General features: G+C 54.8%; 25 protein-coding genes. 11 read left to right on the forward strand and 14 right to left on the reverse strand.

The window, feature by feature from the left end; translation table 11 throughout:
- Window positions 1–437: 437 nt before the first annotated feature.
- Window positions 438–1,670, reverse strand: a complete 1,233-nt coding sequence (locus tag SRBAKS_RS08180) for a hypothetical protein (RefSeq protein ID WP_229596051.1) — start codon at window positions 1,668–1,670, stop codon at window positions 438–440.
- A 694-nt stretch (window positions 1,671–2,364) separates the two neighbouring features.
- Between SRBAKS_RS08180 and SRBAKS_RS08185 the strand changes: the two genes are divergently transcribed.
- The 4 genes from SRBAKS_RS08185 (at window position 2,365) to SRBAKS_RS08200 (ending at window position 5,242) form a co-directional block, all read left to right on the forward strand.
- Window positions 2,365–2,730, forward strand: coding sequence for a hypothetical protein (locus SRBAKS_RS08185; protein WP_229596055.1), 366 nt, complete (start codon window positions 2,365–2,367; stop codon window positions 2,728–2,730).
- A gap of 86 nt (window positions 2,731–2,816) precedes the next feature.
- Window positions 2,817–3,695, forward strand: coding sequence for a YitT family protein (locus SRBAKS_RS08190; protein ID WP_229596059.1), 879 nt, complete (start codon window positions 2,817–2,819; stop codon window positions 3,693–3,695).
- Complete coding sequence (locus SRBAKS_RS08195) at window positions 3,696–4,517, forward strand: SAM hydrolase/SAM-dependent halogenase family protein (protein ID WP_229596072.1); 822 nt, start codon at window positions 3,696–3,698, stop codon at window positions 4,515–4,517.
- Window positions 4,517–5,242, forward strand: a complete 726-nt coding sequence (locus tag SRBAKS_RS08200; RefSeq protein ID WP_229596074.1) for an adenosylcobinamide-GDP ribazoletransferase — start codon at window positions 4,517–4,519, stop codon at window positions 5,240–5,242. The genes SRBAKS_RS08195 and SRBAKS_RS08200 overlap by 1 nt, the downstream gene beginning before the upstream one ends.
- A 65-nt stretch (window positions 5,243–5,307) precedes the next feature.
- Here the strand turns inward: SRBAKS_RS08200 and SRBAKS_RS08205 are convergent, their stop codons facing one another.
- Together SRBAKS_RS08205 and lgt are read right to left on the reverse strand one after the other, a co-directional pair.
- Window positions 5,308–5,883, reverse strand: a complete 576-nt coding sequence (locus tag SRBAKS_RS08205; RefSeq protein ID WP_229596076.1) for a nicotinamide mononucleotide transporter — start codon at window positions 5,881–5,883, stop codon at window positions 5,308–5,310.
- A gap of 21 nt (window positions 5,884–5,904) precedes the next feature.
- A complete protein-coding gene (gene lgt / locus SRBAKS_RS08210; protein WP_229596078.1) occupies window positions 5,905–6,699 on the reverse strand; it encodes a prolipoprotein diacylglyceryl transferase in 795 nt (264 codons plus the stop codon).
- 117 nt (window positions 6,700–6,816) lie between these two features.
- Here lgt and SRBAKS_RS08215 point away from each other — a divergent pair, with 117 nt between their 5' ends.
- The 5 genes from SRBAKS_RS08215 to SRBAKS_RS08235 all read left to right on the forward strand — a co-directional run bounded on the left by SRBAKS_RS08215 (window position 6,817) and on the right by SRBAKS_RS08235 (window position 11,388).
- Window positions 6,817–7,563 (forward strand): hypothetical protein, encoded by a 747-nt coding sequence (locus SRBAKS_RS08215; protein ID WP_229596080.1) that lies wholly within the window; start codon window positions 6,817–6,819, stop codon window positions 7,561–7,563.
- A gap of 14 nt (window positions 7,564–7,577) precedes the next feature.
- Window positions 7,578–8,243, forward strand: a complete 666-nt coding sequence (locus SRBAKS_RS08220) for a tetratricopeptide repeat protein (RefSeq protein WP_229596095.1) — start codon at window positions 7,578–7,580, stop codon at window positions 8,241–8,243.
- A 165-nt stretch (window positions 8,244–8,408) separates the two neighbouring features.
- On the forward strand, window positions 8,409–8,960 hold the full coding sequence (locus SRBAKS_RS08225) for a 3'-5' exonuclease (RefSeq protein ID WP_229596097.1): 552 nt from the start codon (window positions 8,409–8,411) through the stop codon (window positions 8,958–8,960).
- A 202-nt stretch (window positions 8,961–9,162) separates the two neighbouring features.
- Window positions 9,163–10,290, forward strand: coding sequence for a radical SAM protein (locus SRBAKS_RS08230; RefSeq protein ID WP_229596160.1), 1,128 nt, complete (start codon window positions 9,163–9,165; stop codon window positions 10,288–10,290).
- A 9-nt stretch (window positions 10,291–10,299) separates the two neighbouring features.
- Complete coding sequence (locus tag SRBAKS_RS08235) at window positions 10,300–11,388, forward strand: radical SAM protein (RefSeq protein WP_229596162.1); 1,089 nt, start codon at window positions 10,300–10,302, stop codon at window positions 11,386–11,388.
- Between the two features lie 22 nt (window positions 11,389–11,410).
- On the opposite strand, the gene SRBAKS_RS08240 is transcribed toward SRBAKS_RS08235, so the two are convergent.
- Window positions 11,411–12,811 carry a glycosyltransferase family 61 protein gene (locus SRBAKS_RS08240; protein ID WP_229596164.1) on the reverse strand — a complete coding sequence of 467 codons (1,401 nt, stop codon included), beginning with the start codon at window positions 12,809–12,811 and terminating at the stop codon, window positions 11,411–11,413.
- A gap of 25 nt (window positions 12,812–12,836) precedes the next feature.
- The gene (locus SRBAKS_RS08245; RefSeq protein ID WP_229596166.1) at window positions 12,837–13,505 is read right to left on the reverse strand and encodes a class I SAM-dependent methyltransferase; all 669 of its coding nucleotides are present in this window, start codon (window positions 13,503–13,505) and stop codon (window positions 12,837–12,839) included.
- A gap of 219 nt (window positions 13,506–13,724) precedes the next feature.
- On the opposite strand from SRBAKS_RS08245, the gene SRBAKS_RS08250 reads away from it, so the two are divergent.
- A complete protein-coding gene (locus SRBAKS_RS08250) occupies window positions 13,725–14,723 on the forward strand; it encodes a glycosyltransferase family protein (RefSeq protein WP_229596168.1) in 999 nt (332 codons plus the stop codon).
- On the opposite strand, the gene arfB is transcribed toward SRBAKS_RS08250, so the two are convergent.
- Window positions 14,720–15,196, reverse strand: a complete 477-nt coding sequence (gene arfB / locus SRBAKS_RS08255; RefSeq protein WP_229596170.1) for an alternative ribosome rescue aminoacyl-tRNA hydrolase ArfB — start codon at window positions 15,194–15,196, stop codon at window positions 14,720–14,722. The two genes, SRBAKS_RS08250 and arfB, sit on opposite strands and share 4 nt — an antisense overlap.
- A 56-nt stretch (window positions 15,197–15,252) precedes the next feature.
- Here arfB and SRBAKS_RS08260 point away from each other — a divergent pair, with 56 nt between their 5' ends.
- Window positions 15,253–15,741 (forward strand): YchJ family protein, encoded by a 489-nt coding sequence (locus tag SRBAKS_RS08260; RefSeq protein ID WP_229596172.1) that lies wholly within the window; start codon window positions 15,253–15,255, stop codon window positions 15,739–15,741.
- Window positions 15,742–15,876: 135 nt separating this feature from the next.
- Here the strand turns inward: SRBAKS_RS08260 and dxs are convergent, their stop codons facing one another.
- The 8 genes from dxs to SRBAKS_RS08300 form a co-directional block, all read right to left on the reverse strand.
- Window positions 15,877–17,775, reverse strand: coding sequence for a 1-deoxy-D-xylulose-5-phosphate synthase (dxs, locus tag SRBAKS_RS08265; protein WP_229596174.1), 1,899 nt, complete (start codon window positions 17,773–17,775; stop codon window positions 15,877–15,879).
- A 21-nt stretch (window positions 17,776–17,796) separates the two neighbouring features.
- A complete protein-coding gene (locus SRBAKS_RS08270; RefSeq protein WP_229596176.1) occupies window positions 17,797–18,702 on the reverse strand; it encodes a polyprenyl synthetase family protein in 906 nt (301 codons plus the stop codon).
- Window positions 18,699–18,938, reverse strand: coding sequence for an exodeoxyribonuclease VII small subunit (gene xseB, locus SRBAKS_RS08275; RefSeq protein WP_229596178.1), 240 nt, complete (start codon window positions 18,936–18,938; stop codon window positions 18,699–18,701). Before xseB ends, SRBAKS_RS08270 begins: the two co-directional genes overlap by 4 nt.
- Before the next feature lie 35 nt (window positions 18,939–18,973).
- Window positions 18,974–19,864 (reverse strand): M23 family metallopeptidase, encoded by an 891-nt coding sequence (locus SRBAKS_RS08280; protein WP_229596180.1) that lies wholly within the window; start codon window positions 19,862–19,864, stop codon window positions 18,974–18,976.
- Between the two features lie 9 nt (window positions 19,865–19,873).
- Window positions 19,874–20,884: a M23 family metallopeptidase gene (locus tag SRBAKS_RS08285; RefSeq protein ID WP_229596182.1), complete on the reverse strand. Its 1,011-nt coding sequence runs from the start codon at window positions 20,882–20,884 to the stop codon at window positions 19,874–19,876.
- Between the two features lie 8 nt (window positions 20,885–20,892).
- On the reverse strand, window positions 20,893–22,383 hold the full coding sequence (gene xseA / locus SRBAKS_RS08290; RefSeq protein WP_229596184.1) for an exodeoxyribonuclease VII large subunit: 1,491 nt from the start codon (window positions 22,381–22,383) through the stop codon (window positions 20,893–20,895).
- A 125-nt stretch (window positions 22,384–22,508) separates the two neighbouring features.
- Window positions 22,509–23,123: a LysE family translocator gene (locus SRBAKS_RS08295; protein ID WP_229596186.1), complete on the reverse strand. Its 615-nt coding sequence runs from the start codon at window positions 23,121–23,123 to the stop codon at window positions 22,509–22,511.
- 20 nt (window positions 23,124–23,143) lie between these two features.
- Complete coding sequence (locus SRBAKS_RS08300) at window positions 23,144–23,314, reverse strand: hypothetical protein (RefSeq protein ID WP_229596188.1); 171 nt, start codon at window positions 23,312–23,314, stop codon at window positions 23,144–23,146.
- Between the last annotated feature and the right edge of the window lie 43 nt (window positions 23,315–23,357).

Here is a 23,357-nt window from a genome sequence, read left to right on the forward strand (position 1 = left end):
GTTTCGGAACAGTCTTCTACGGCATTTGGAGTTGGTTGTCTAATATAGTTATAGGTGGCGGCTTGCGATAGCGGCCTAGGCGCTTCGAGCAGCGCGGCCTCGAAGAGTTGAGGGAGAAGAGTGAGATGGAAGCCGCCTTTGGCGGCGGGATTGTCTGGGATGCGGCTTCGCCGAGATTCGTCGCTGGCGCGACTCCGGCTTTTTTTCTTGCCCTCCCGGCGGGGTCCGTTTTTTTGTTGGGGCAAAAAAAGGGACAAAAAAAAACCCCTTTCCGAGCGCCGCCGCCTCACTCCCAAAAGCAAGAATCTGATCGATTTCGCCTCCGCTCCACGAAACAGTCGCCAAAGAGGCTCCCGGTTTCGAAGAACCGCTCCGACAAAATCGTCAGCTTCTAAGCTTTGGGGGGGATGGCTAGCAATTTACACAGTTAAGCATTATCACCCAATTTTATAAATCAACTCCTCGTGATAATAGACAGAAATGGGCCCATCTTCAGACACTTTTAAAGCGTTACCAAAAACAGATCCTGCGCATACTGCTGTAGACCGACCTCCACCGCCAGCATTTTTGCATCCAGCAGACTTTGAGGCCAAAGAAGTGTCAACGATTACTGAAAAATCTATAATCCCCTCGAAATCATTTGTAAAAATCGTCATACCATCCGTCGTGAGTATTCTAAACAATTCACCTGTCTCGCATAAACGATCAATAGAGGCCACAACGATACCACTTTCAACGGCCTGTAACATCTCCTTATCCTTCGAAACATGCCCAACCAGCATTTCTTTAAAGCCTGGCTCATCATCATTCTCAGCAAATAATGCTGCAGTACCTTTCCTTATTTTTGATAATGAATAGAAAATACGCCATGGATCAACAACGCCCTTATCTAATCTTTCAATTATTGACCTGTTGACTGATTCAGTATCAATAAAATACCAACGTCCTTTTCTAAACAAAATTCTAAATTTATCATCGTAAAATATCTCAATATCTGAAGAGCTTGTTATACCAATGTAAAAGTGAACATCATCAAGCTCTTTAATAAGAAACTCAATTCTTGCTCCAGACAATCTCTCAAACACATTAAATTCATCATGTAATATATTTACATACCCGTGAATGTTAAGGCCTGCATCACAACAATAAAACGATTCTACACCATCAACATATCTGAAAAAAGCTGTATCACTTAATATTTTTTGAGTAAGGTGAACACTACTATCAAATGCAACTTTTTCGTACCTCATTTTATTAATTTGGGAATCTCCGGCGTTAAAGCACTTACCTTTCCTAACAACCATTCCTGTTTTGACTTGTTCTCCTTCATATCTCTCAAAACTCAATCTTTTAAAATGCTGAATCAATGTATGAATATTAAGGAACTGACTCCTTGATATTGCAATATAACGAGAAATTGCTATATCGAACACAGAGGCCATAATAGATGTTTGTAAATATTGGTGTGCAACACCTCTTGAGCCAATTTTTTTATCTAAACTTACAAAGCTATCGAGAACTATCTTTGCAAATTTTTTTTCGTCTCTAGTAAAGTCTATCCCCCTTTCAAATAGAAGAACCTCTCCATTCCATTTTATTGCCCACTGCCCATCACTTCTAGGAAGAGGTTTATCCCATTTTTTATGTACTGAAATTTTTTTTGCAACCAAGAGCTATTTTCAATTCGTCTAGAATATACAAGAACGCAGTTGTAGACATTGACATTTCCTTTTCGACAATATTGCTGAATAAATATTCACTTCTTAATATCATCAAAAAAGCTATTGATCAATGACTTAGCCTTCCCCACCCATTTAAGAAGTTCCAGAGGAGGTAAAATGATCTTCAACGCAGAAAACCGATTCGACAACCGACTTTTTGCGAAGCAACAAACCCTCTTGATGTATCACGCGGGAATTTTCACCATAGAAACGCCTCATGGACAGCGTATGCTGCCGTATGTAATTTCGCTCAAATCGTACAAACTTAGCCCTGTTTGCAAGGCTTAGAAGCTGACAACGAGAGGGCGGCGGCTCCGGTCAGATGATACGGATGCTTTTTCTCAACCCGGCGGGTTGCGGAGAGAGAGGCCTCTACTTTTCCCGGCGTGGAGCCGTCCCGAGTTGATCAGCTTCTTGCCGTCAAACCTCGGGCGGTCGCGCTAGAAAGCCGCATTTTTTTGGTTCTTTTTTGGGGCGGCTCAGCCAAAAAAGAACCCCGCCGGGAGGGCAAAAAAAAAGCTGGAGTCGCGCCAGCGACGAATCTTGCCTTTATTCTTCATTCTTCATTCTTCCTTTTCTCTTCCCCTCTTCAAAAAAACAGATAAACTAGACTCCCCCCTCCCTTATGCCTTAGTGACTTGAAATGTTCAGACAAAAAGAATGGCCCTTCATAGGCTCCTCCGGCACAACCTACACCTTCACCATATACCCCAAGAGTGCTGAACTGCCCGACGCAGGCGGCATCATCCTGCTCGCCTACACCCACCCGCGCGGGCACCGCGCCGGATATCAGGCCAACATCCTGCATATCGGGCATGGCGTGGACCTGAGCGCGCCCCTCGACCAGCAGGCGAACCTTGAATGCGCGGCCTCCGAATGCTGGAACTGCACATATGCGCTCATCGAACCTGACGAAAAAGCGCGCGTGGCGTGTGTCCACGATCTCCTGCAAAACCATATGCCTCCCTGCCAATCCAAGGGCGGACGCCTCGATCAACCCCCTGATTGAAGCGGACGTTTCCACGCCACATAATTGACATCTTTGTCATTCGTTTTTTGGTTTTCCTTGGCCGCAAAACCCGATAGAAAGGGTAAATGACCTCATACGATTTCAAAATGAAAACCCGCGCACTGACATTCGGCGTTCCCTGGAATGTCGCGCTGCTCACCTGCGGCTCGTTTCTCATCGCCTTTGCCATCAAGGCCGTGGCCGTGCCGCACGGCCTGCTTACCGGGGGAATGTCCGGTATCGCCCTGCTCTGCTATTACGCATTCGGCGGGCTGACCACGGGCCAGTGGTATCTGGTGCTCAACCTGCCCGTGTTCGTGCTCGGCTGGGTCTTTGTGAGCAAGCGATTCTTTTTCTACTCGCTCTACGGCATGTTCATCACCTCGGTCTTTATCGACATCATCCCGTGGACGGTGCCGATCAAGGATATCTGGCTGGCGGTGATCACCGGCGGCGGGCTGATGGGCGCGGGCGTGGGCATGGCCCTGCGATCGCTCGGCTCCACGGGCGGGTCGGACATACTGGCCGTCATCCTCAAAGAAAAATTCAACATGTCGCTGGGGGCCTTCGAGTTCTGGTTCAACATGATCGGATTCGTGGCCGGTTTCATCTATCTGGACATGAACATCGTGCTGTACTCCATTGCCATGACCTTTATCATCGCCATCGGCATCGAGTACGTGCTCGGCATGTTCTCGGAGCGAAAGATGGTCATGATCATCTCGGATCATCAGGCTGCCATCAACGCGGCCATCCTCACGGACCTGGACCGGGGCGTGACCATCCTTGATGCGACCGGCGGATACACCGGCGACCCCAAAAAGGTCATCATGACCATGATCTCTTCCATGCAGCTCAAGGAGTTGGAGGAGTTGGTCTACACCATCGACCCAGAGGCGTTTTTCATCATGGGCTCGGGCTTCCACGTTCAGGGCCAGGGATTCTCCAACAGGAAGGTCTACTAGATGCTCTCCGCTTTCAAGAAAGAGACGCCAGCATCCCGCACCATCGGACTCATCACTGATTTCGGCCTCCACGACCCCTATGTGGGCCAGATGAAAGGCGTCTTTGCCAAGAAGGCCCCTGTCTGCAATGTCATAGACATCTCCCACGACGTGGAGCCCTACAACGTGGCGCAGGCCGGATTCTTTTTGGCCGCCAGCTACGAACATTTTCCCAAGGACGCGGTCATTCTGGCCGTGGTCGACCCCGGCGTGGGCACGGACCGCAAGATCGCCTGCCTCGAAGTCGGCGACCGCCTGCTGGTGGCCCCGGACAACGGCCTCCTTGCCCTGGCGCTCAAGTATGCCTGGGACAATGTCCGCTGCTTTGATCTCTCCCGCGCCATGGACGCGCCAAAGAAGATCTCCCACACCTTTCATGGCCGGGACGTGTTTGCGCCTCTGGCCGCATGGCTCGCTCTGGGCGGCAAGCCGGAGTCTCTGGGCGAGGAAATGCCGGCGGAGGAGCTGGTATCCCTGCCCTGGGCCCATCCGAACGTGACCCCCAATCGGGCGCGCGGCCATGTGCTGCACATCGACCGGTTCGGCAACTGCGTGCTCAACCTCGAAGGGGGCTGCCTGGGCAATCACGAGACCATCCGCATGGTGTCCCCGGCCGGTGGCATCCTTGCCTATGTCAAATCCTACGCGGCCATGCCCGAAGGCGAACCCGGTCTGCTCGAAGGCAGTCAGGGATTCCTTGAAATCGCCGTCAACCAACGCTCTGCGGCCAAACGCTTCGGCCTGTCCATGGGCGACGCAATAGAACTCTCCTGGGAGGGGTGATGCTTTTTTTCGACACACTCGGCTTTCTGACCCGTCTGGCCCCGGCCCGAGTCATCTCTGAGGAAGACATGAACAAGTGCATGCGCTACATGGCCCCGGTCGGAGCGCTGCTCGGCGCGGTGGTGGTGCTCCCCTTTGCCCTCGGCCTGCTCAATACCGCACCGTGGGTGCAGGCATGGCTCATGGTCGGCCTGTCCATCATCCTGACGCGGGGGCTGCATCTGGACGGTCTGGCCGACATCTGTGACGCGGTCACCACCCACACCGATCCGACCCTGTTCTGGAAGGTGGTCAAGGACAGCCGGTCCGGCGCGTTCGGCGTCATCGGCCTGATCATGGCTCTGGGCGGCGAGGTCATTCTGTTTCACGAAATGGCGCGGGTGGAAGCGTATCCGGCCATCATCTGGGCGTTCATTCTCGGACGCAGCGGCGCGGTCTGGCTCGGCTATCATGTGCGCCATCTGGTGCGCTCCGGCCTGGGCAAACTCTACATCGACGGCGCCACTCTGGGCGTGGCACTGGCCACCGCGCTATTCTCTTTTGTTGCAGGCATCGTGCTGGTCGGGCTGACCGGCGCCATAGCCGGAACCATCGTTGTGTCGCTGGCGTTGCTTGCCCTGTACAGATTGGCCGTCAAGGTCGAGGGAGCCAACGGCGATTTCCTGGGCTGCGCGGTCATAGTCGGCGAGATCGCCGCCGGTATCGGTTTTGTCCTCACCATGTAGTTGGCGGAAACGTCGAACAAAACGCATGGCGTAGAGACAGGTAGTCCGTCTGTACAGACATCAGGTTATTCGGATTCGTGCATTGTCTTGCGACGGGTTCTATACGCGTCCACAACAAACACAAGCGACACGAGCTGCTGCACCATGAGAATGTAATACTGCTGGATTCCCATCAGGGTCGAACAGCTGACATTCCCCAGCATCAGCCAGAAATATCCCTGGATATTGTCCTTTGCCATGAGGTAGGTGCCCAGCAGGAATCCGGCCGCGATGCACAGTTCAAGGACTTGCTTGAACGTACTGATGCCCCCGAATTCAAAAAAGCTCAGCCCTAATCCGATAACGACAGAAAAGCGGGCGAGATGATCAAGCCACTTGGGCTCATGCCCATGTCCACGCAAGGCGATGATCAAACCGATGATCATGGCCGGAGCGCCGCCTGACTCCACTGCCGCGGCAATCCAGTTGTGTTCGGTAACAAAGACGGTGACCCAGGCAGGAAGCCCGATCAGATAAACACCCCACGACCATAGACGCCAGTGACGATTTCCCCGGGAAGTCGTGCTGCGCTCGGCCTGAGAAAAGCACACCTTGTTAAGGAGATAGGATATGCCACCCCATATCTGGAGGAATAATTCCATCTGGAAATCCTTGCATCGTGTTTACCGCCCTGCCGCTGAAGATGAGCGATACGCCCACCAGATGTAACCGGCGCCAAACACGATCATGGGCACGCACAGGATCTGCCCCATGGACATCCAGTTCAGCGCAACGAAACCAAGCTGGGCGTCCGGCTCGCGGGCGAACTCCACCAGAAAACGGAAAACACCGTACCCGAGCAGGAACAACGCGCCGACACATCCCTTGGGACGCGGCTTGGCCGAATACCACCACACGATGATGAACAGGGCGAGGCCCTCCAGAGCGGCTTCATAGAGCTGGGACGGGTGACGAGGCAATCCTCCGGCGCCGGGGAACGGCATGGCCCAGGGAAGATCGGTGTAGCGCCCCCAGAGTTCGGCATTGATGAAGTTGCCGATACGACCGAAGAAGAGGCCGGGCGGCACCAGTGGGGAGATGAAATCACCGACTTCGGGGAAACTCATGTTGTTGGCACGGCCAAAGAGCCAGATGGCGAACAGCACACCGAGACAGCCTCCATGAAAGGACATGCCGCCTTCCCAGACCGCGAATATTTTCATGGGGTTGGCGAAATAAAAACTCGTATTGTAGAACAGGCAGTACCCGAGGCGTCCACCCAGCACCACGCCGAGGATGGCCCAGGTGATGAAGTCATCCATGAGCTTGGGGGTGAACTTGTTCCACGGCTTGGAGGCACGGTATCTGCCCAGCAGCCAGCCCGAAACAATGCCGAAAACATACATCATGCCGTACCATCGCAGATGGAGCGGGCCGATGGAAAAGATAACCGGATTAAATTGAGGATATGCAAGCATGCAGTCGATCTCCGTGAGTGCAGTGCGTTCTTTGTTTTCTTGAAAAATTCTGGTAGAGTGCGCAGTGCATAACGTGTCTTTTTTTACACTTCCTCGTCAACCATAAAGCGCAGTGCCATGGAAAAGTTACAGGAACTCGATATTCTGGAAATGCCCCTGGAGGGGCTGGCCGCCTATTGGCTGTCCATCAAGAAGATTACGGACGCCAAAAAAAGTCGCGCCATTCTTGACGAAGAGATCGCCAACACCATGGAGCCGTATATCCTGCATCTGCTGGAAACGGTTTTCTCGCCGCTAGACGTGCCGCTGGTCAGAAGGCTCACCGAGGCCAAACGCGACCTTATTCTTGATGAATATCGAACCAAGATCGACCTGATGCGGCTGGCCATTTATGCCATCGCCTCTGGCGAGAATCCGCGTATCACGCTGGTGCGCATGGACTCCAAGTTCGCCCACCCGCTCATGACCGAGGACCGCGCCTTTGACATGGCCACCGCCATGTTCGACGCCATCAAGCCCAAAGGCGTGGACAGGGACACCCTGCTTTCGGTCGACCACAAGCTGCAAACGGACCGCCTGCTGGTCAAACTGCTCTTTTTCGTCATGTTTGCGCGCCGCGAAGGCAAGGAAAATCTCCAGACATTTATTCCACATATGGGTTCCCGCTTCTTTTCCGAAGGCATCTCTTTGGCCATCGACAAATTCGATGCGGACTTCGTGACCTACCATCTGGAAGGAATCCGGGACCGCGTCCTGATCGATACCGGACGCAAAATGGATATGGCCATGGAAATGGCGCTGGGCATCAGAAACAAATTGGCGTATGATGATATTTTCCGAATTGCCAGGGCATACATGCCCTGAAAACGAGGGTACAAATGAAGAAAACCATAATTTGCACACTGACCGTCATCCTCCTTCTGGTCGCTGCCGGGGGAGCCATGGCCGGGGCGAACACCCGGGTCGGAGACAAGAACTTCGAACGCGCCTGGCGCCTCTTCACGTCCAAACAGGGGGACAAGGCCAACGATTTTTTCAAAAAAGCCGCTGACAGCTATGGGCTGGCTTTGCAGGCTGATCCGCCCAACCGAACCGCGCTTTTCCCCTCCTCCCTGCTCAAGGCCGGTATCTCTTTCTATTATGCAGGGCGGTACAAGGAATGCCTCGACGCCATGGAAATGGCCCACCGCAAGGAAGAAAAGAAGGCATGGGAAGCGAGCCTGTACATGGCGCTGTCCTACGCGCGGCTGGACAACCGGGAAAAGACCATTGAGACCCTGGAGCAATTCAATGAAACGATGTCGTCCCAACGCCGGATCACTGCCGCGACCATTGCCCAACTGCAGAAGCTTGACAAAAACGAGACGACTCTTGAAGAAACCGCCGCAGTTCTTGAACACGCAACCATGCGCCAATTCGTAGAGAACACGACTCGAAACACGTCGCCTCGAAACATTTTTCCGGCCAAAGAACAATGTGGCGGGGGATACTGGTGGCGTCAGAACGCGTCTCCATGCTCCTCACTGCACTTTCGTTGGGATTAACCTGGTGTCAAAACGCGCCCTCTCCACCTAAGGCTTGACGAATCCGCATCAATATACCACGATCGCGCAACTTTTAACGAAAATGACACCGCATTAATGACCACGGACACGTTAGACATACCAGCAGAGCACCTAAGGGCCTTCTCCAAAGACGAGATCAACGCCATGCCTCTTCGTCGCTACGAGGGGAATATCAAGCTAATTCGCAACCAGAAAGAGTTGGAAGCGGCTCTGCCTGATCTGACGGACGAATCCTTGCTCGGTTTCGACACCGAGACCCGCCCCGTCTTCAAGAAGGGAAAGAAGCCCGGCCCCCCAGCCATCCTGCAGCTCGCCACCGCAACCTGTGTCTACGTCTGTCAGATCTATGCCGTGGGCCTCAAAGAAGGCCTGTGCAACATCCTGGCCGACAAACAAACCACTAAAACCGGCGTAGCCGTGCGTGATGACATCCTTGGCCTGCAACGCCATGCCAAATTCAAACCCAGCGGTTTCATTGATCTTTCCACCATCACTGCCCAGGCCAAAATGCAGACCCATGGTCTCCGCAACATGGCCGCCAACCTGCTCGGATTCCGCATTTCCAAATCAGCCCAATGTTCTAACTGGGCCAAGGAAAAACTCACCACCCAGCAGATCAACTACGCCGCCACCGACGCCTGGGTCAGCCGCGAGTTATATATGGCCCTGGACAAACTGGGTCTGATTTCCTACTAACTTCTGCCGCCACGCCCCTCCTCTCGCGTCACTTTGTTGACGTTTTTTTCTGTATGTCTTCGGCGACTCGAATACTCTTCTCCTATGATTTCTGAGACTTGTCTCTCGACTCAGCACCCGCATCAGAACAGCGCTTCGGCATGACTATTGCTAGAGTGTGGATTGGAATTTTATTCCGTACTTCACTGATATGGAGGTTAGGGTGAAATACTTACAAAATATCAAACAACTCAATGGATTGGCTAACCAAGTGTACGCATCTGCCAACGTCGGACAGGTGGACTCGTTTCCGGAAAATATCACAGTAGCCGTCTCTAATCGCTGCAACTATCGCTGTATAATGTGTATGGAGTGGCGGCGCGAGACAGACAACGATCTGCCACCCGAAACCATTGAAAAGCTGGGCGATATTCTGCCTTTCGTAAAAACGCTTTACGTGACCGGTGGCGAGCCTCTCATGTACCCCCATCTCGACATGCTCTTCGAAACCGCACTCAAAGCCGGTTGTAGCCTAACCATGGTGACAAACGGAGTTTTGCTCACTGACAAGAATATTGCAAAAATTCTGAATTTCGGACTCTTCAGGGTCAAGTTCAGCCTGGATGCAGCGACCCAGAAGACCTATGCCAAAATCAGGGGCGGCAACCTGCAAAAAGTCCTCATGAACATCAAGAAACTGGCTCAGGCCAAAATCGCCCATGGTATAAATTGGCCCATGCTTGAGGTCGGCTTTGTAGCCATGCGTTCCAATATCATGGAACTGCCCAAGTTCGTATCCATGGCCGCAGGTGTGGGCATCAATCACATCAACGTGTCATACGGTGTAGCCCATGTAGAAGAAATGATCCCCGAATCTTTGTATTTCATGCAAGACGAAGCAGACCAAATCATGCTCGCCGCCAAGGATATGGCCGACCACATCGGCATAAGCCTGACCCTGCCCAATCAGTTGTTTAAAGATGCCAAACACGCTGTCACCCCGGTGGACCAAGCGCCCCCTGCAATCTGCGAAGACCCATGGCGCTCGACATTCATCTGGCCTGACGGCCGCATGTCCATGTGTTGCGGCGGTGGCGGCAACACCGGCAACCTGAACAACGGCGAATTCATGGACGAGTGGAACAACAAGGCGCGTGTGGGGGCCAGGAAACTCATCAACACCCCCCATCCCCCTGCCCAGTGCAAGTCCTGCCGTACCACCCGCCAAAACCCGAACCTGACCTCATCGCTGTTCTCCGGAAAGGTCATGGACGCAGCACAAAATTTTATTGATTCCGGAGAAATACCGACCCCATGCTTGGACGCGAGCCCAGCCATTCACGTGGATTAGGAGTATATTATGGACGCCAGATACTACCCAAACATCAAGCAAATGAATTCTATCTTCAATGAAGAGTTGGCCAAAGGCAATGTCCCCACCTCCATCTGCTTCCCCGAGGAAGTGACTATCACCACGACCCTGCGGTGTAATTATCGATGCACAATGTGCTACCAGAAACACTTCGACAAGGATATAGACCCAAAGGTTTACGAACAACTGGAGCCGATTCTTCCCTTTGTGGACCGGTTGCAGATTTTCGGTGGCGAACCTCTCATGTACTCGCACATCACAGATATCTACGAACAAGCCCACCGCAATCAATGTAAAATCACCATGATTTCCAATGGCTCACTGCTCACGGATTCCATGTGCGAGGCCATTGTAAAAAACAGTGTCTTCCACATCAAATTCAGTATTGATGGAGGCAGTCAGGAGACGTATAAAAAAATTCGGGGCGGCAATTTCTTCAAGGTCATGAAAGGTATCGCCAACATCACCCAAAACAAAATCAAATACGATTCCCCTTTCCCGGACATGCATTTCAACTTCCTCCAGATGCGTTCGAACATGGCAGAACTGCCTCAACTCATCTCCATGGCCAGCGACATCGGCGTCTCATCCATCAACGTCTTCTACCCATCCTGCCACACTAAAGAACTGATTGAGGAGTCTGTTTTCTTCTGCCAGGAAGAGAGCGACAGATGGTTGCGTCGATCCCGGACCATTGCCGCTCAACTCGGCGTTAACCTGCGCCTGCCACCGCTTTTCTCCGAAGGCCCGACCGACCAGAGCGGAACAAATAACCGGTTCTGTTCGGACCCATGGACCAAGCTGTTGATCGACCTGGACGGCACTGCCAATCTATGCTGCGGAGGACCGACCAACATCGGTAATCTGCTTGATCAGAGCTTTGATGAACTGTGGAATTGTGAAAAGGCTCAGAAAATCCGAGCCACGGTGAACACTCCCAACGAACCTGCATACTGCCGCAATTGCAGAGTACGCAAACCAATTCCCACGGAAATAGATCTGCACATCAGGAACAAGCAATTACAAGAATACGCCTTGAAGCGATTCGGCATGAGGGCAACTTCTGCCGCCGAATAACGCCGATCAAAACAGAAAGGTATCAATCTCGACCGCTCGCGCCAAACTCCTTGAGAAGCGCGAGTGTTTCTTTTGCCAGTTGATTGATGACGGAAGGGGTGGCCTTACATTGCTCAAAATTCTGCACCAATCCGGTGAGCATGTCCGGTGAAAAATTGTCCGGGTACTCCGAAAGCACAGTACGCATTATTTTTACCCACCGTTCTGGATCTGCCGACTGTGAAGCAATAAAGGCATGCTCATACAACCGAGCACATTCTTTCGGCCCGCACACGGCTTCGCCCAGAGGTTTGGAATCAAAGAGCACGGCCAACGTTTCATCTACAGCCCATGGATTGGCATACAGCCTCGTTTTCATGCCTACACCAGGAATCATTTTTCCATTGAGATATGGCAGGATAAAACAATACGCCTGAGACATCATGTATGACAGCCGGGGGAGATTCTGATGAAAACGCCCGGATTCAAGTTCAATGATAACCGGCTTGTTTGAGAACATGACGTTGCAAAAAGCCGAGCCTTCTTCCCCGGCAATGACTTCAGCACCCGCAACCATGGCCACCTGCTCGCCAAAGGAATGCTCCTGTGGATGGATGATCTCAAAGCCATGACCTGCAAACAGAGCCTCTATTTGGGCGGCGTTGATCAGGTTGCGTCCTTTGAACCGACTTCGGCTCAAGAAAATTCGTTTGGGCGTCTGAGCAGACGTATCAATAAAAGCGTCCCTGATCCGGTCGGCGATTGCAACGTATTCGGGGTGATACCCTTGCGTGTACCAGTTGAGTGCCGTAGGGCAGATGACATCGTCAAAAACCGTATCTTCAGTAATAAAATGAATCTGGGACCGATCAATGCCGAACAGGTTCATTATGGACTCCACAAACCGAGTGGAACGGGTGTCAGTGTCCCATGCTGCGATGGAAGCAGGGGTAGCATGAAAGACGTATTTCACATCCCTGCCGCGCAGTTCATCACTCAACCAGAAACGGGAAACAACCTCTGAAAGGAAATGACCGAAATACGGCATGAGCATGCCGAGATACACGCAGGCCCCGCCCATCCTGACCGGATTGACGTATTCGTAGGGAAGCCGGGAGGAATCCTCCGAACGCTGAAGCAGATCGTGGAGTAGCCGCCCTTCACTGGAATGAATATACATAATTTCAGGCCAACGTCCGGGGCGACGTACCAGCGGAGACATGACAGCGTTGTAAAGCCGGTACACCCGTCGAGGCGGGGAGAAGAATTTGCCTCTGGTATTCTTGCAGACGGTGCTAGCAAAAAGACTTGTAGGAACATTGGAAAAAAAACGGTCGGAATCAATGGGAACGTATTTCCCTTTTTCCAGCTCCACCACTACACCTTCCCCGGTGCGGTCAACGCGGTTCAGCAGGCTCTGAATATCCGGCAAGTTTTCGATCATGTCTATTAGCACCGCTCGAAGCAGGTTAGGCAACAGCCTTGAGAGCGGCCTTGCGTGCCATAAGTCTGCGGATAATCTCGTGCTCGTCCGGCTCAACGATGTCCATAAAGGTCTGCTTGCCAGAATCGTACACGGAAAAGTCCGCTTCAAGAATTTCCTGATGGAAGACCGGATCGAACCGTTGTTCAGGATCAGACGGCCACAGCACACCCATGCCACAATCAGAATTAACCACAAACTTCTCTACGCCGGGGTGATATGTATTGAGGTCGAGCATGATCTTCCAGACATCGCCGTTCCAAATGTAACTATCACGATCTCGGGCTGCCTCCTCCTCCTTTTCGGGAAGGAGGTCGTGCGCAATGACGAACCCGCCGGGGTTGAGGATATTGAAGGCGTTCAGAACATCCTTGATGGCTTGCTCATAAAGATGCAAGCCATCTACGAAAATGACGTCAAAAGTCTCCGTATTATCAGCAAAAAACGGATCGCTCTCCAAAGTGAACATCCTCACGCCATTCATTCCGGCACGGTACCGGTCCTCCAGCTCTGCCAGCCGCGGAGCCGGATCAACACCGGTTCTATTGGACGCAATAACACTGCTGAGGGTCTGGCCTTTGGAAATGCCAATCTCCAGATAGTCCTTGGCCCTGACGTGGGCGCAAATAAGGTTAATCAATTCGGCGCGAGTCATGGGATTCTCCACATTAAAGTTATATTATATCAAATAATTATTTACGCATTAAACCCCACTTACACACAAGCGAGCCGTCAAGCGCACAAGAAAATTGACACCGATGGAGCATTAGATACAATTTATGTACCATTTCCACTATGCTACACCGCAAGGAGACGGCATGTTCGGCCCGAACCCCACCCTTGACGCGCCCTACACAGTCCAAAGGAGCTAACCGTGTCACCACAACGCATTGCCTGGATAGGCGGCTATTACTTCAAACAGCACTATGCCCGCGATCTCGGCTATGACGTGATCAACATGCCCATCACCGAACCGGTGACTATTACCTGGGACGACATCGTCGCCCGCTGTGATGGCGAGCCGGACATGGTACTTTATGCCGACCGCAGTGTTCCACCACCGCTCATCGGCGTGGAATCATACCCCTGCCCCACGCTCTTCTATGCCATCGATTCCCACATCCACTCGTGGTACCCCATGTACGCCCAGGGATTCGACCGGGTAGCCGTCAGTCTGCGTGACCATATGCCCCGCTTCCGCCAGCGTCTTCAGGGCGATCAGGTCTTCTGGCTGCCGCCGTATCCCCTCCGCGAGGAGACACCGCCCGCCACCCCTCCGGCAAAAATATGGGACGTGCTCTTCGTGGGCAATGTGGACCGGGAAACCACCCCCATACGCTACGGATTTCTCAAGGAGCTCAAGGCGCGCCTCCCCAATCTCGAAGTCCGCAAGGGCGCATTCTCCGAGTTGTTCCCGCAGGCCAGGATCGTGCTCAACTTTGCCGAACGGGGCGACCTCAATTTCCGAGTCTTCGAAGCGCTGGCCACAGGCGCGTGTCTGCTCACCCCGGAGGTCAAGCACGGCCAATCCCTGCTGTTCGAGGATGGCAGGCATCTGGTCACCTACCCTCAGGACGACATGGACGCCTTGGTGGACATTGCCTGTGCCTTGCTGGCCGATGACGCCCGCCGTGAAGCCATCGCGCAAGCCGGCCACGCCGAGATCAATGCCAGGCATCGCTCGCGCCACCGCATCTCCACCATTCTGGACGCACTGGACTCCGTCACCGAGGACGAAGTCGCGGCACGACTCAAGCATGCCGCGGCAATCCACGCTCAGTATCTGAAAGTGATCTACCTGCATCTGGCCGAAGCCCATCCCGGAACCCGGTTGGGCGAAAGGTATCTGAAAGCGGCCCTGAATAAGGGCTAATACTCGCCAGAGAAATCCGGCAGTTTCCGATTCTTCTTGCGATCGCTGACCTTCTTTTTCCGATCCAACCGTTTGCGCTTGGCCGATTTGGGGACCTTGGTGGCCTTACGGGGAATAACCGGTTCCACCGCCCACCGCATAAGCTCGATGAAGCGCTCTATGGCAGCGTCCTTGTTGGATTTCTGACTACGGAATTTCTGACTGGTCACCTGAAACACGCCGCGGGAATTGATGCGACGCCGCAATTTTCCTTTGATCGCGACCTTTTGTAACTCCGTGAGGCTGGGGGACGTATCCACATTGAAAAGCAGGGTCACCCGTGTGTCAGCCGTATTCACATGCTGACCGCCCGGCCCGGAGCTGCGGCTGGTGATGAAGCGTATCTCGTCATACGGAATGCATATTTTGTCTGTAATGCGCAACATGGGAGCTGGTATGCCACGTCTGAAAAGCGCTTGCAACGTCTTACTCATTGACACACGGCCCGTTTTCTCTACAATCCGCCTCACTAAAACACGAGGTACCCACTATGAGTAATGAATGTCCCTGCGGGTCTGGACTGGACCACACCCAGTGCTGCACCCCATATATTTCCGGTGAAAAACCGGCCCCCACAGCCGAAGCGCTCATGCGTTCCCGCTACTCCGCCTATGTCTTTCAGGAGCTTGATTATCTGAAGGCAACCCTGGCCCCCGAAGCAATGGACGGCCACGACGACCAGTCCGTGCGCGAATGGAGCGAGTCTGCCGAATGGCTGGGCCTGACCATCCACGACACCTGGGCCGGGCAGGAAGGCGACGAAGCCGGTATCGTGGAATTCTCCGCTTCCTATGCCATTGACGGCGAAGCGCAGACTCACCGCGAACGGAGCGAATTCAAGAACGACAACGGCAAATGGCTGTACGTTGACGGGCATATGGTCTCCGGCCCGCCCATCAAAAAGGAAAAGAAGATCGGCCGCAACGAGCCCTGCCCCTGCGGGTCCGGCAAAAAATACAAGAAGTGCTGCGGAAGATAGAAAGTTCCGACGGCTTTCTTTCCACAACATTTGCCCCGAACCTGATTCAAGAAAAAGCGCACCGTGCTGATGCATGGCGCGCTTTTGTATGAGCAGTCTCTCCCTCTCTGCACCAAAATGGTGCGCGGGGAAGCCTTATTTACAGAGATTTTTGACCGTTTTTTTGATCCCGGTCACATCTATACCGAGCATGCTCCGCAATTCCTTCTGCGTGCCGTGCTCGATAAACTCGTCCGGGATACCGAGGTGTTGAACCTTTTTGCCCTGGAGCGCATCGGCGTCGTTCAACAGTTCCAGGATAGCGGAACCGAAGCCGCCCATGCGAGCGTTTTCTTCCACCAGTACGATCCTGTCAAACCTGCCAGCCAGTTCCAGCAACTGCTTTTTGGGCAGCGGTTTGACGAACCGGGTATTGAAGACAGCCACTTCAAGCCCGGATTCCTCCAGCTCCATGGCCGCTTCCAGAGCGGGATACACGCGGGAGCCGAGAGTAATGACAACGGCATCCTTACCGTCACGGATCAGCTCGCCCTTACCGATGGCGATCTTGCGGGGGGAAGCGGAAACAGAGGCTCCCACGCCGGTACCACGCGGATACCGCATGGCGCACGGCCCGTCATAGGCAAAGGCCGTGACCATCATCTGCGCCAGCTCAGCTTCGTCCTTGGGGGCCATGATGACCAAGTTCGGGATATGCCGGAGATAACTCAGGTCATACACGCCATGATGCGTGGCCCCGTCCTCGCCCACCAGCCCACCGCGGTCCAGAAATAAATTCACGTTGAGATTCTGCAGACAGACATCATGCACAATCTGATCATAGGCCCGCTGCATGAAGGTCGAATAAATGGCCACCGCGGGTTTGAACCCCTGAGTCGCCAGCCCCGCCGCAAAGGTGACGGCGTGTTGCTCGCAAATCCCCACGTCCACGAAACGGTCAGAATGATTCTGACGAAAACATTCGGTCCCGGTGCCCTCAGGCATGGCCGCGGTGATGGCCATGATGGTCTCGTCCTTGTCCGCGAGGGAACACAGGGTGGCCCCGAAGACCTCGGTATAGGACGGCAGACCGTTCCCGGTATATTTCCGCGCCAGCCCGGTTTCGGGCGTAAACTTGCCCACTCCGTGAAAATGGGACGGATCGCTTTCCGCGGGTTCGTAGCCCTTGCCCTTTGTGGTCATGACATGCACGAGCACAGGTTTATCGAGTTTCTTCACTTCCTCGAAAACCTTGACCAAGGTGGCGGTGTCATGTCCGTCAATGGGACCTACATAGGTGAAATGAAACGCCTCGAACAGAATGCCCGGCGTAAAAAACGACTTCACGGAATCGCCGTATCGCTTGGCATATCCGGCCAGATCGTCACCGATCTTGGGAATGGTGCCCAGCAGCCCTTCCACGTCTGACTTGAGGCGCTGCAAAAACGGCGAGGTCATCTTGCGCGAAAGAAACTGGGAGAGTGCGCCCACGTTTCGGGAGATGGACATCTCATTATCATTGAGGACCACAACCATTTTGCGACCCAGATCGCCTGCCTGGTTCAGGCCCTCGAAAGCGAGCCCTGCCGTGAGCGATCCGTCGCCGATAACGGCCACCACTTCATGATCTTCGCCCTTGAGGTCTCGGGCCATGGCCATGCCGAGCGCGGCGGAAATGGAGGTGGAGGAATGACCCACGCCAAAATGATCATAGGAGGACTCGGCCATGCGCGGGAACCCGCTCATTCCGCCCTTCTGACGCAATGTCGAAAAATCGTCCAGCCGCCCGGTGAGCAACTTGTGGGCATAGGCCTGATGGCCCACATCCCAAACAAGCTTGTCCTTTTCCAGATCAAAGGATCGAAACAGGGCGAGGGTCAGCTCGACGACACCAAGAGAGGGCGCGAGGTGGCCGCCCCGGTTGGAGACCTGGCTGATGATGATATCGCGCAACTCCTGGGCAAGGACGTCCAGTTGGTCGCCTTCCAGGTCACGCACATCGCCGGGCTTATGTATTTGAGACAGCACGACTGTCTTCTTTGGATCTTTAATCATAGGCCGAAAATTCTATGCCAATCAGTAGACCCTGTCCACTATGTATCGCGACAACTGCCACAAGAATTCCTGCTCGCTCCCGTAATAGCCGGAAAGGTACTGAAGGGCTGTGTCTATATACTCTGCGGCCAGCTTTTTGCTCTTCTCCAACCCCATGAGCGACGGGTAGGTGGATTTGCCCATGGCCTCGTCACTTCCGGCAGGCTTGCCCAGCGTTTCAGTGTCACTGATCACGTCGAGAACATCGTCCACGATCTGGAAGGCCACGCCGATGGATTTGCCGAACTCGCGGGCATGCTCGATGTCCTCGTCTCCGGCACCGGCCAGGATCGCCCCGCATTCACAGGCGGCGGTAATGAGTGCGCCGGTCTTCATGGCATGCATCTCGCGCAGCTCCTCCAGCGGCACGTCGTCCCGCCCCGTGAACTCCATGTCCACGGCCTGACCGCCGACCATGCCCCCGGCTCCGGCAGCGGTGGCCAGCACATATATGGCGCGTAGTACGCGATCGGCGGGCAATCCCTTGACGATGGAGGCGGCGCTCATGAGGCCGAACGCCTCGGTGAGCAGCCCGTCGCCAGCCAGGATGGCCGTGGCCTCGTCAAACTGCTTGTGATTGGAGGGTTTGCCGCGGCGCAGATCATCGTCATCCATGGCAGGCAGATCGTCATGAACGAGCGAGTATGTGTGGATGCACTCCAGTGACGCCGCAAAAGGCATGACCTTGTCCGTTATATCCGTATCCTGCGGATGCAGCAGAGACGCCCAGGACAGGACCAGCACGGGCCGCAACCGTTTGCCGCCGGCCAGCAATGAATATTCCATGGACTGCTGCAATCGTGCGGGTATTCCCCGATCATGCAGACAGTGTGTCAGGTACGCTTCCACGTCCTGAGCGCGCTTGGCGAGTTGTTCCTTGATGGTCATGCAGACTCCGATTCATCGGCAAGGGCGTCCAGCGCGTCGAACTCTTTGACAAGCCCGTCAGACACTATCTTGACCTCATGTCGGGCGTTCTCCAGCTGTTTGCCGCACGACTTAACCAGCTCCAGCCCCTCTTTATACAGGGCCACGCCGTCTTCCAGGGGAAGGTCTCCGCTTTCCAGCTTCTCGACCACATCCTTGAGCCGCTCCAACCTACTTTCAAATGTATCTTTCGCCACAGGGACCTCCGGCAGCTAAATTAATCAATAACGTATTATTTAAATATGTTGTCAACAGAGCTTTCGAATAAAACCTCTGGATCAACCACCCCGCCAAGGACAAAGACGGCCAGGTGCAGATGGGCACCGGTCACACGGCCCGTGGCCCCGGAAAGACCGACCCGCTGTCCGGGTTGCACCACGTCCCCTTTACCGACCAGAATTCTGGACAGATGGTCGTACATGGAAAACAGCCCGTTCCCGTGATCGATCAGGACAGCGTTGCCAGCATAGTAGAAGTGGTCTGTAAGAACAACTCTCCCTGCGGCAATGGAATGCAGGGGTGTCCCTTTCCAGGCCCGAAAGTCCAGCCCGGTATGACGACTCTTGGTGTGCCCGTTGAAAACACGGTACAAACCGAAACGGCTGAGCATCTTGCCTTTGGTCGGAAGCACAAAAGGCAGATCCCAAAACCGTTCAGGCGTGACCTGATTCAGAGCTGCAAGGATCTGCGCGCGCTCCGCCTTGATGCGATCCAGCACCTCTGCTGGCGGGTCAACCATCTTGGGCGCAACCCGCAGCGTCTCCTTCCCCCAGACAGACTCGACCACCTTGATGTTCCGCGAGAAGTGATAGGTATGCCCCCAGATATCGACGGTAACCTTGAGCGGATACGTCCCCAGATCCTTGCGCAGGCCGATACCGAGCATGAGGAGGGCTTCCGACTTTTCGCCAGGCCGTGTCACCGTCGGGCGGACGGTCTTCTCATTCCACTCCACCTGCACGTTTTCCAGCGGATACCAGGAGACGATGCGCAACAGAAACGGTTTGCCCACCCCGACCTGTTCCGGGACGAGCAACTCCACCCGATCCCCGGCAAGGGCAGAACCTGCCATCAGCAGACACAGCATGACCCCGAGCAGGTGTACACGCAACACGTTGTTCATTATCTTCATTTATTTGAGCAACGCGTCTGTGTCAGCGGCAAAAAGGGGTGCAGGATCAACCAGCTCGCCCAGCACCGACACCGAGAAATGCAAGTGCGGACCGGTGGCACGCCCGGACATGCCGGACAGGCCGATGGTCTGCCCGCGCTGCACCTTGTCCCCCTCTTTGACGGTGGGCTTTGACAGGTGGAAATACAAGGTCACCACACCGTTGCCGTGATCGATATAGACCGAATTACCGGCATAGTAGTGGTCACCCACCAGAATGACGATGCCATCGGCAGCCGCCTTGACCGGATTGCCCATGGGGGATCGCAGGTCGTTGCCACGATGCGGATTCTTGGGCTTGCCGTTGAGGATGCGCTGCAAGCCGTACTCGCTACTGACATCGCCATCAACCGGACGCAACAGGGGCAACCGCCACATACGCACGGGCGACACCGTGTTCTTGGCCGCCGTGGTCTGTTCGCGCTCGGCCTTGATACGGTCATAGAAATCTTCGGACGGGGTCACCATGTCCTCGGGCAACGTCAGCTCCTGCTTGGGATACTTCTTTGAGGTCAGCTGGATGTCTCGACGAAATGTACTGTCCTTGCCGTCAATGGTGGCAATAACCGCCAGCTCCTTTTTGCCCGGCTTGACGTCAAGGACATCACTGCCGAGCATGACCAGAGCCACGTGCCGATTATTCCAGACTGAAATGGACGGCACCACTTCCTTGCCCATCCAATGGACGGACACGGACTCAAGAGGCTGATCAGAGGTCAATCGGACAAGAAACGGCTGCCCCACACCCGCACGGCTCGGTGCGGCCAGAATAAGCGCGGACCCGGCATTGGCGGCCGGTTTGTCCTCGGCCTCGACGGCTGTCTCGGCATTGGCGGCATTGGCATCCTTGGGCAGGATCAGCCCGATGCCGTCGCCCTCTTCCAGCCCGAAATCCTGGGCAGTCACGGAAACGGGAACCAGCGGCAGGGTCAGTGTGATCATCATGAACAGGAACAGAAAAAACCGTTTCATCTCAACCTCTATGCGTCATGTTTGCGTTCTTTGGAAACCGTGGCAGCAACATGCCCGTGTTTCACTCTGATATCAAGGGCATCCCCTTCCGCCACCTGCTTCGGGTCGCGCAAAAAGGAACCGTCCCCTTTGAGTTGTACCAATGCGTAGCCACGCTCAAGCGGGCCTTCTGGATCAAGCCCTTTGAGAGCGGCCTGCGCAAGTTCAAACGCCCGCACCTTGTCTGCGTGCGTGCGCTCCATCCCCTGCTCCAACCGCCTCGCCATGATCCCAAGATCGCTGACCGCGTCCTCCAGCTCATCCGGCCCGAACGCCCTTTCCATGCGATGCATCAGAGTGGACAGAGTCCTGCCCTCCACATCCACCCGCCCCACACCAAAGGCTCTGTTCAAGCGCTTGGACGTGCGGACCGTTTCGCCGACAGCCTCGTAATAATGGTCAAGCCCCGCGCCCTGCAATCGGGACATGAGCGAGGAGAACATATCTTCCATCCGTTCCAGCCGACGCTCGGGCGACAGCCACACAAGCGCCTTGCGCAAATGCTCGAAATGCGTGTTCTTGCCCTGCAGCCAGTTGGCATATGCCCGGCCAAGGTGCATATCAAGGACATCCAGTCCCTGAGCCAGAACCTCACGTCGGGGCCATATCTCCTGTGCCGTATGGCTCGGCGTGGCCGCCCGTTTATCCGCCACGAAATCCGCGATGGACATGTCCGGCTCATGTCCCACGCCCGTGATCACAGGCAGACGCGCCCGAAAAATGGCATCGGCCACCGGCTCGGTATTGAAGGCCCACAGGTCCTCCAGCGAACCGCCGCCACGGATGAGCACGATGACCTCGGCCCAGTCGTCCGCGTCCACCTGATCGAGCGCCGCCGCGATCTGCTCCGATGCGCGGTCACCCTGCACCAGTGTCGGATAAATACGGATTTCCGATCCGGTTCCGCGGGTGTCGGCAATACGCAGAAAATCCCGGATGGCCGCTCCTGAACGGGACGTGACCACTGCCACCCGCTTTGGGTCGCGGGGCAGCGCGATCTTGCGGTCCTCATCAAAATAGCCCTTCTCTGCCAGCTTCTTCTTGAGCGCCTCAAAGGCCACGGCAAGGTCGCCCACGCCCTGATCCTGCACCAACTCGGCCACCAGTTGATACTGGCCACGCGGTTCATACACATTCAGCCGTCCGGCGCAGAGCACTTCCATGCCGTCCTCGATGCCGCTGCCGGTCAACGCGGTGGCTCCGTGCTCTTCCTCGATTTCGCCGGTGAGCGGGTTGACCCGTTCCCCGCCCTGATCAACGGGCCGTGCAGACTTCTGCGATGATTTGAACCAGACCACGGACAAGGCCGCGTCCCCGTCAGTGAGCGTGAAATACACATGCCCACTGGCCGGACGAGCCAGGTTGGACACCTCGCCACGCACCCAGACAAACGGAAATTCCGCTTCCAGCAGATTTTTGACCGAACGAGTCAGTTCACTGACAGTAAGAATATTGGACAACTATTGCCTTCCCCAGCCCCATCCCTCTCCTGTGCTCAACGGCTTGTCAGGCCGTCCGCGCCAGCAAAAAAAAAGAGAGAGAGGCGAGCTATATTAATTCATACGTATTGAAGCTGGTCAAACAGCTACTTTGTCGCCACAGCCGCACCAGCGCCAATCATGATAGAGCCTGCGGTTCGGTTGAGGACCTTCCACATTCTGGTGGAGCGGACAGCGTTGCGACCTCTGGCGGCCAGCCATGCATAGCCTATGGGAACCGAAACGATGATCGGCACGATAATGGAAATCACCAACAGGATATCCGTGCCGGTCAACGCGGACATGTCCACGAAACCGGGCAGGAATCCGCAATAAAATGCGATGGCCTTGGGATTCCCCAGGGTCACGCAGAAACCGGCCAGATAGCTGCGACCGGCTCTGGCCGGGGCCTGACAGTCTCCGGCCTGCTGAACAGGCGGTTTGGCCAGCCAGCACTTCACGCCCAGGTAGATGAGATAGGCAGCGCCGGCCCATTTGAGAATGACAAAATACGAACCTATCTGCGAAGCCACCCAGCCCATGCCGAACAGGGCCGTGAGCAGGTAGATGACATCACCCGAGGCCAGGCCGCAGGAAAAAGCGGCACCAGCCTTGAAGCCACGAGCCAGGGACTGGGCCACCACCGCGGAAATGCCCGGTCCGGGGATCAGGGCAAAAATAAATGTGGCCAGTGCCAGTGCAATTCCACTTTCAAGCGTCATCGTTCATCTCCTGTTCTTTGCTATACAACGGGCAACGTACCACCCCCCTCTTCGAGGTTCAACCGGAAAGCCCACATGGGACGGACCAGCAGGGGATCACTGTTTGACTGACCATCCGCAGTGACTACATTAGCAAAAGCCCGAAGAACCATCCCCCGTGACAAAAAGACGAATTCAGCAATTTTGTCCAAGTTTTCCCCTGAAGATTCGACTATCTTCAACAGACAGGACAGC

The organism is Pseudodesulfovibrio sediminis (assembly GCF_020886695.1).
Taxonomy (GTDB): Bacteria; Desulfobacterota; Desulfovibrionia; order Desulfovibrionales; family Desulfovibrionaceae; genus Pseudodesulfovibrio; species Pseudodesulfovibrio sediminis.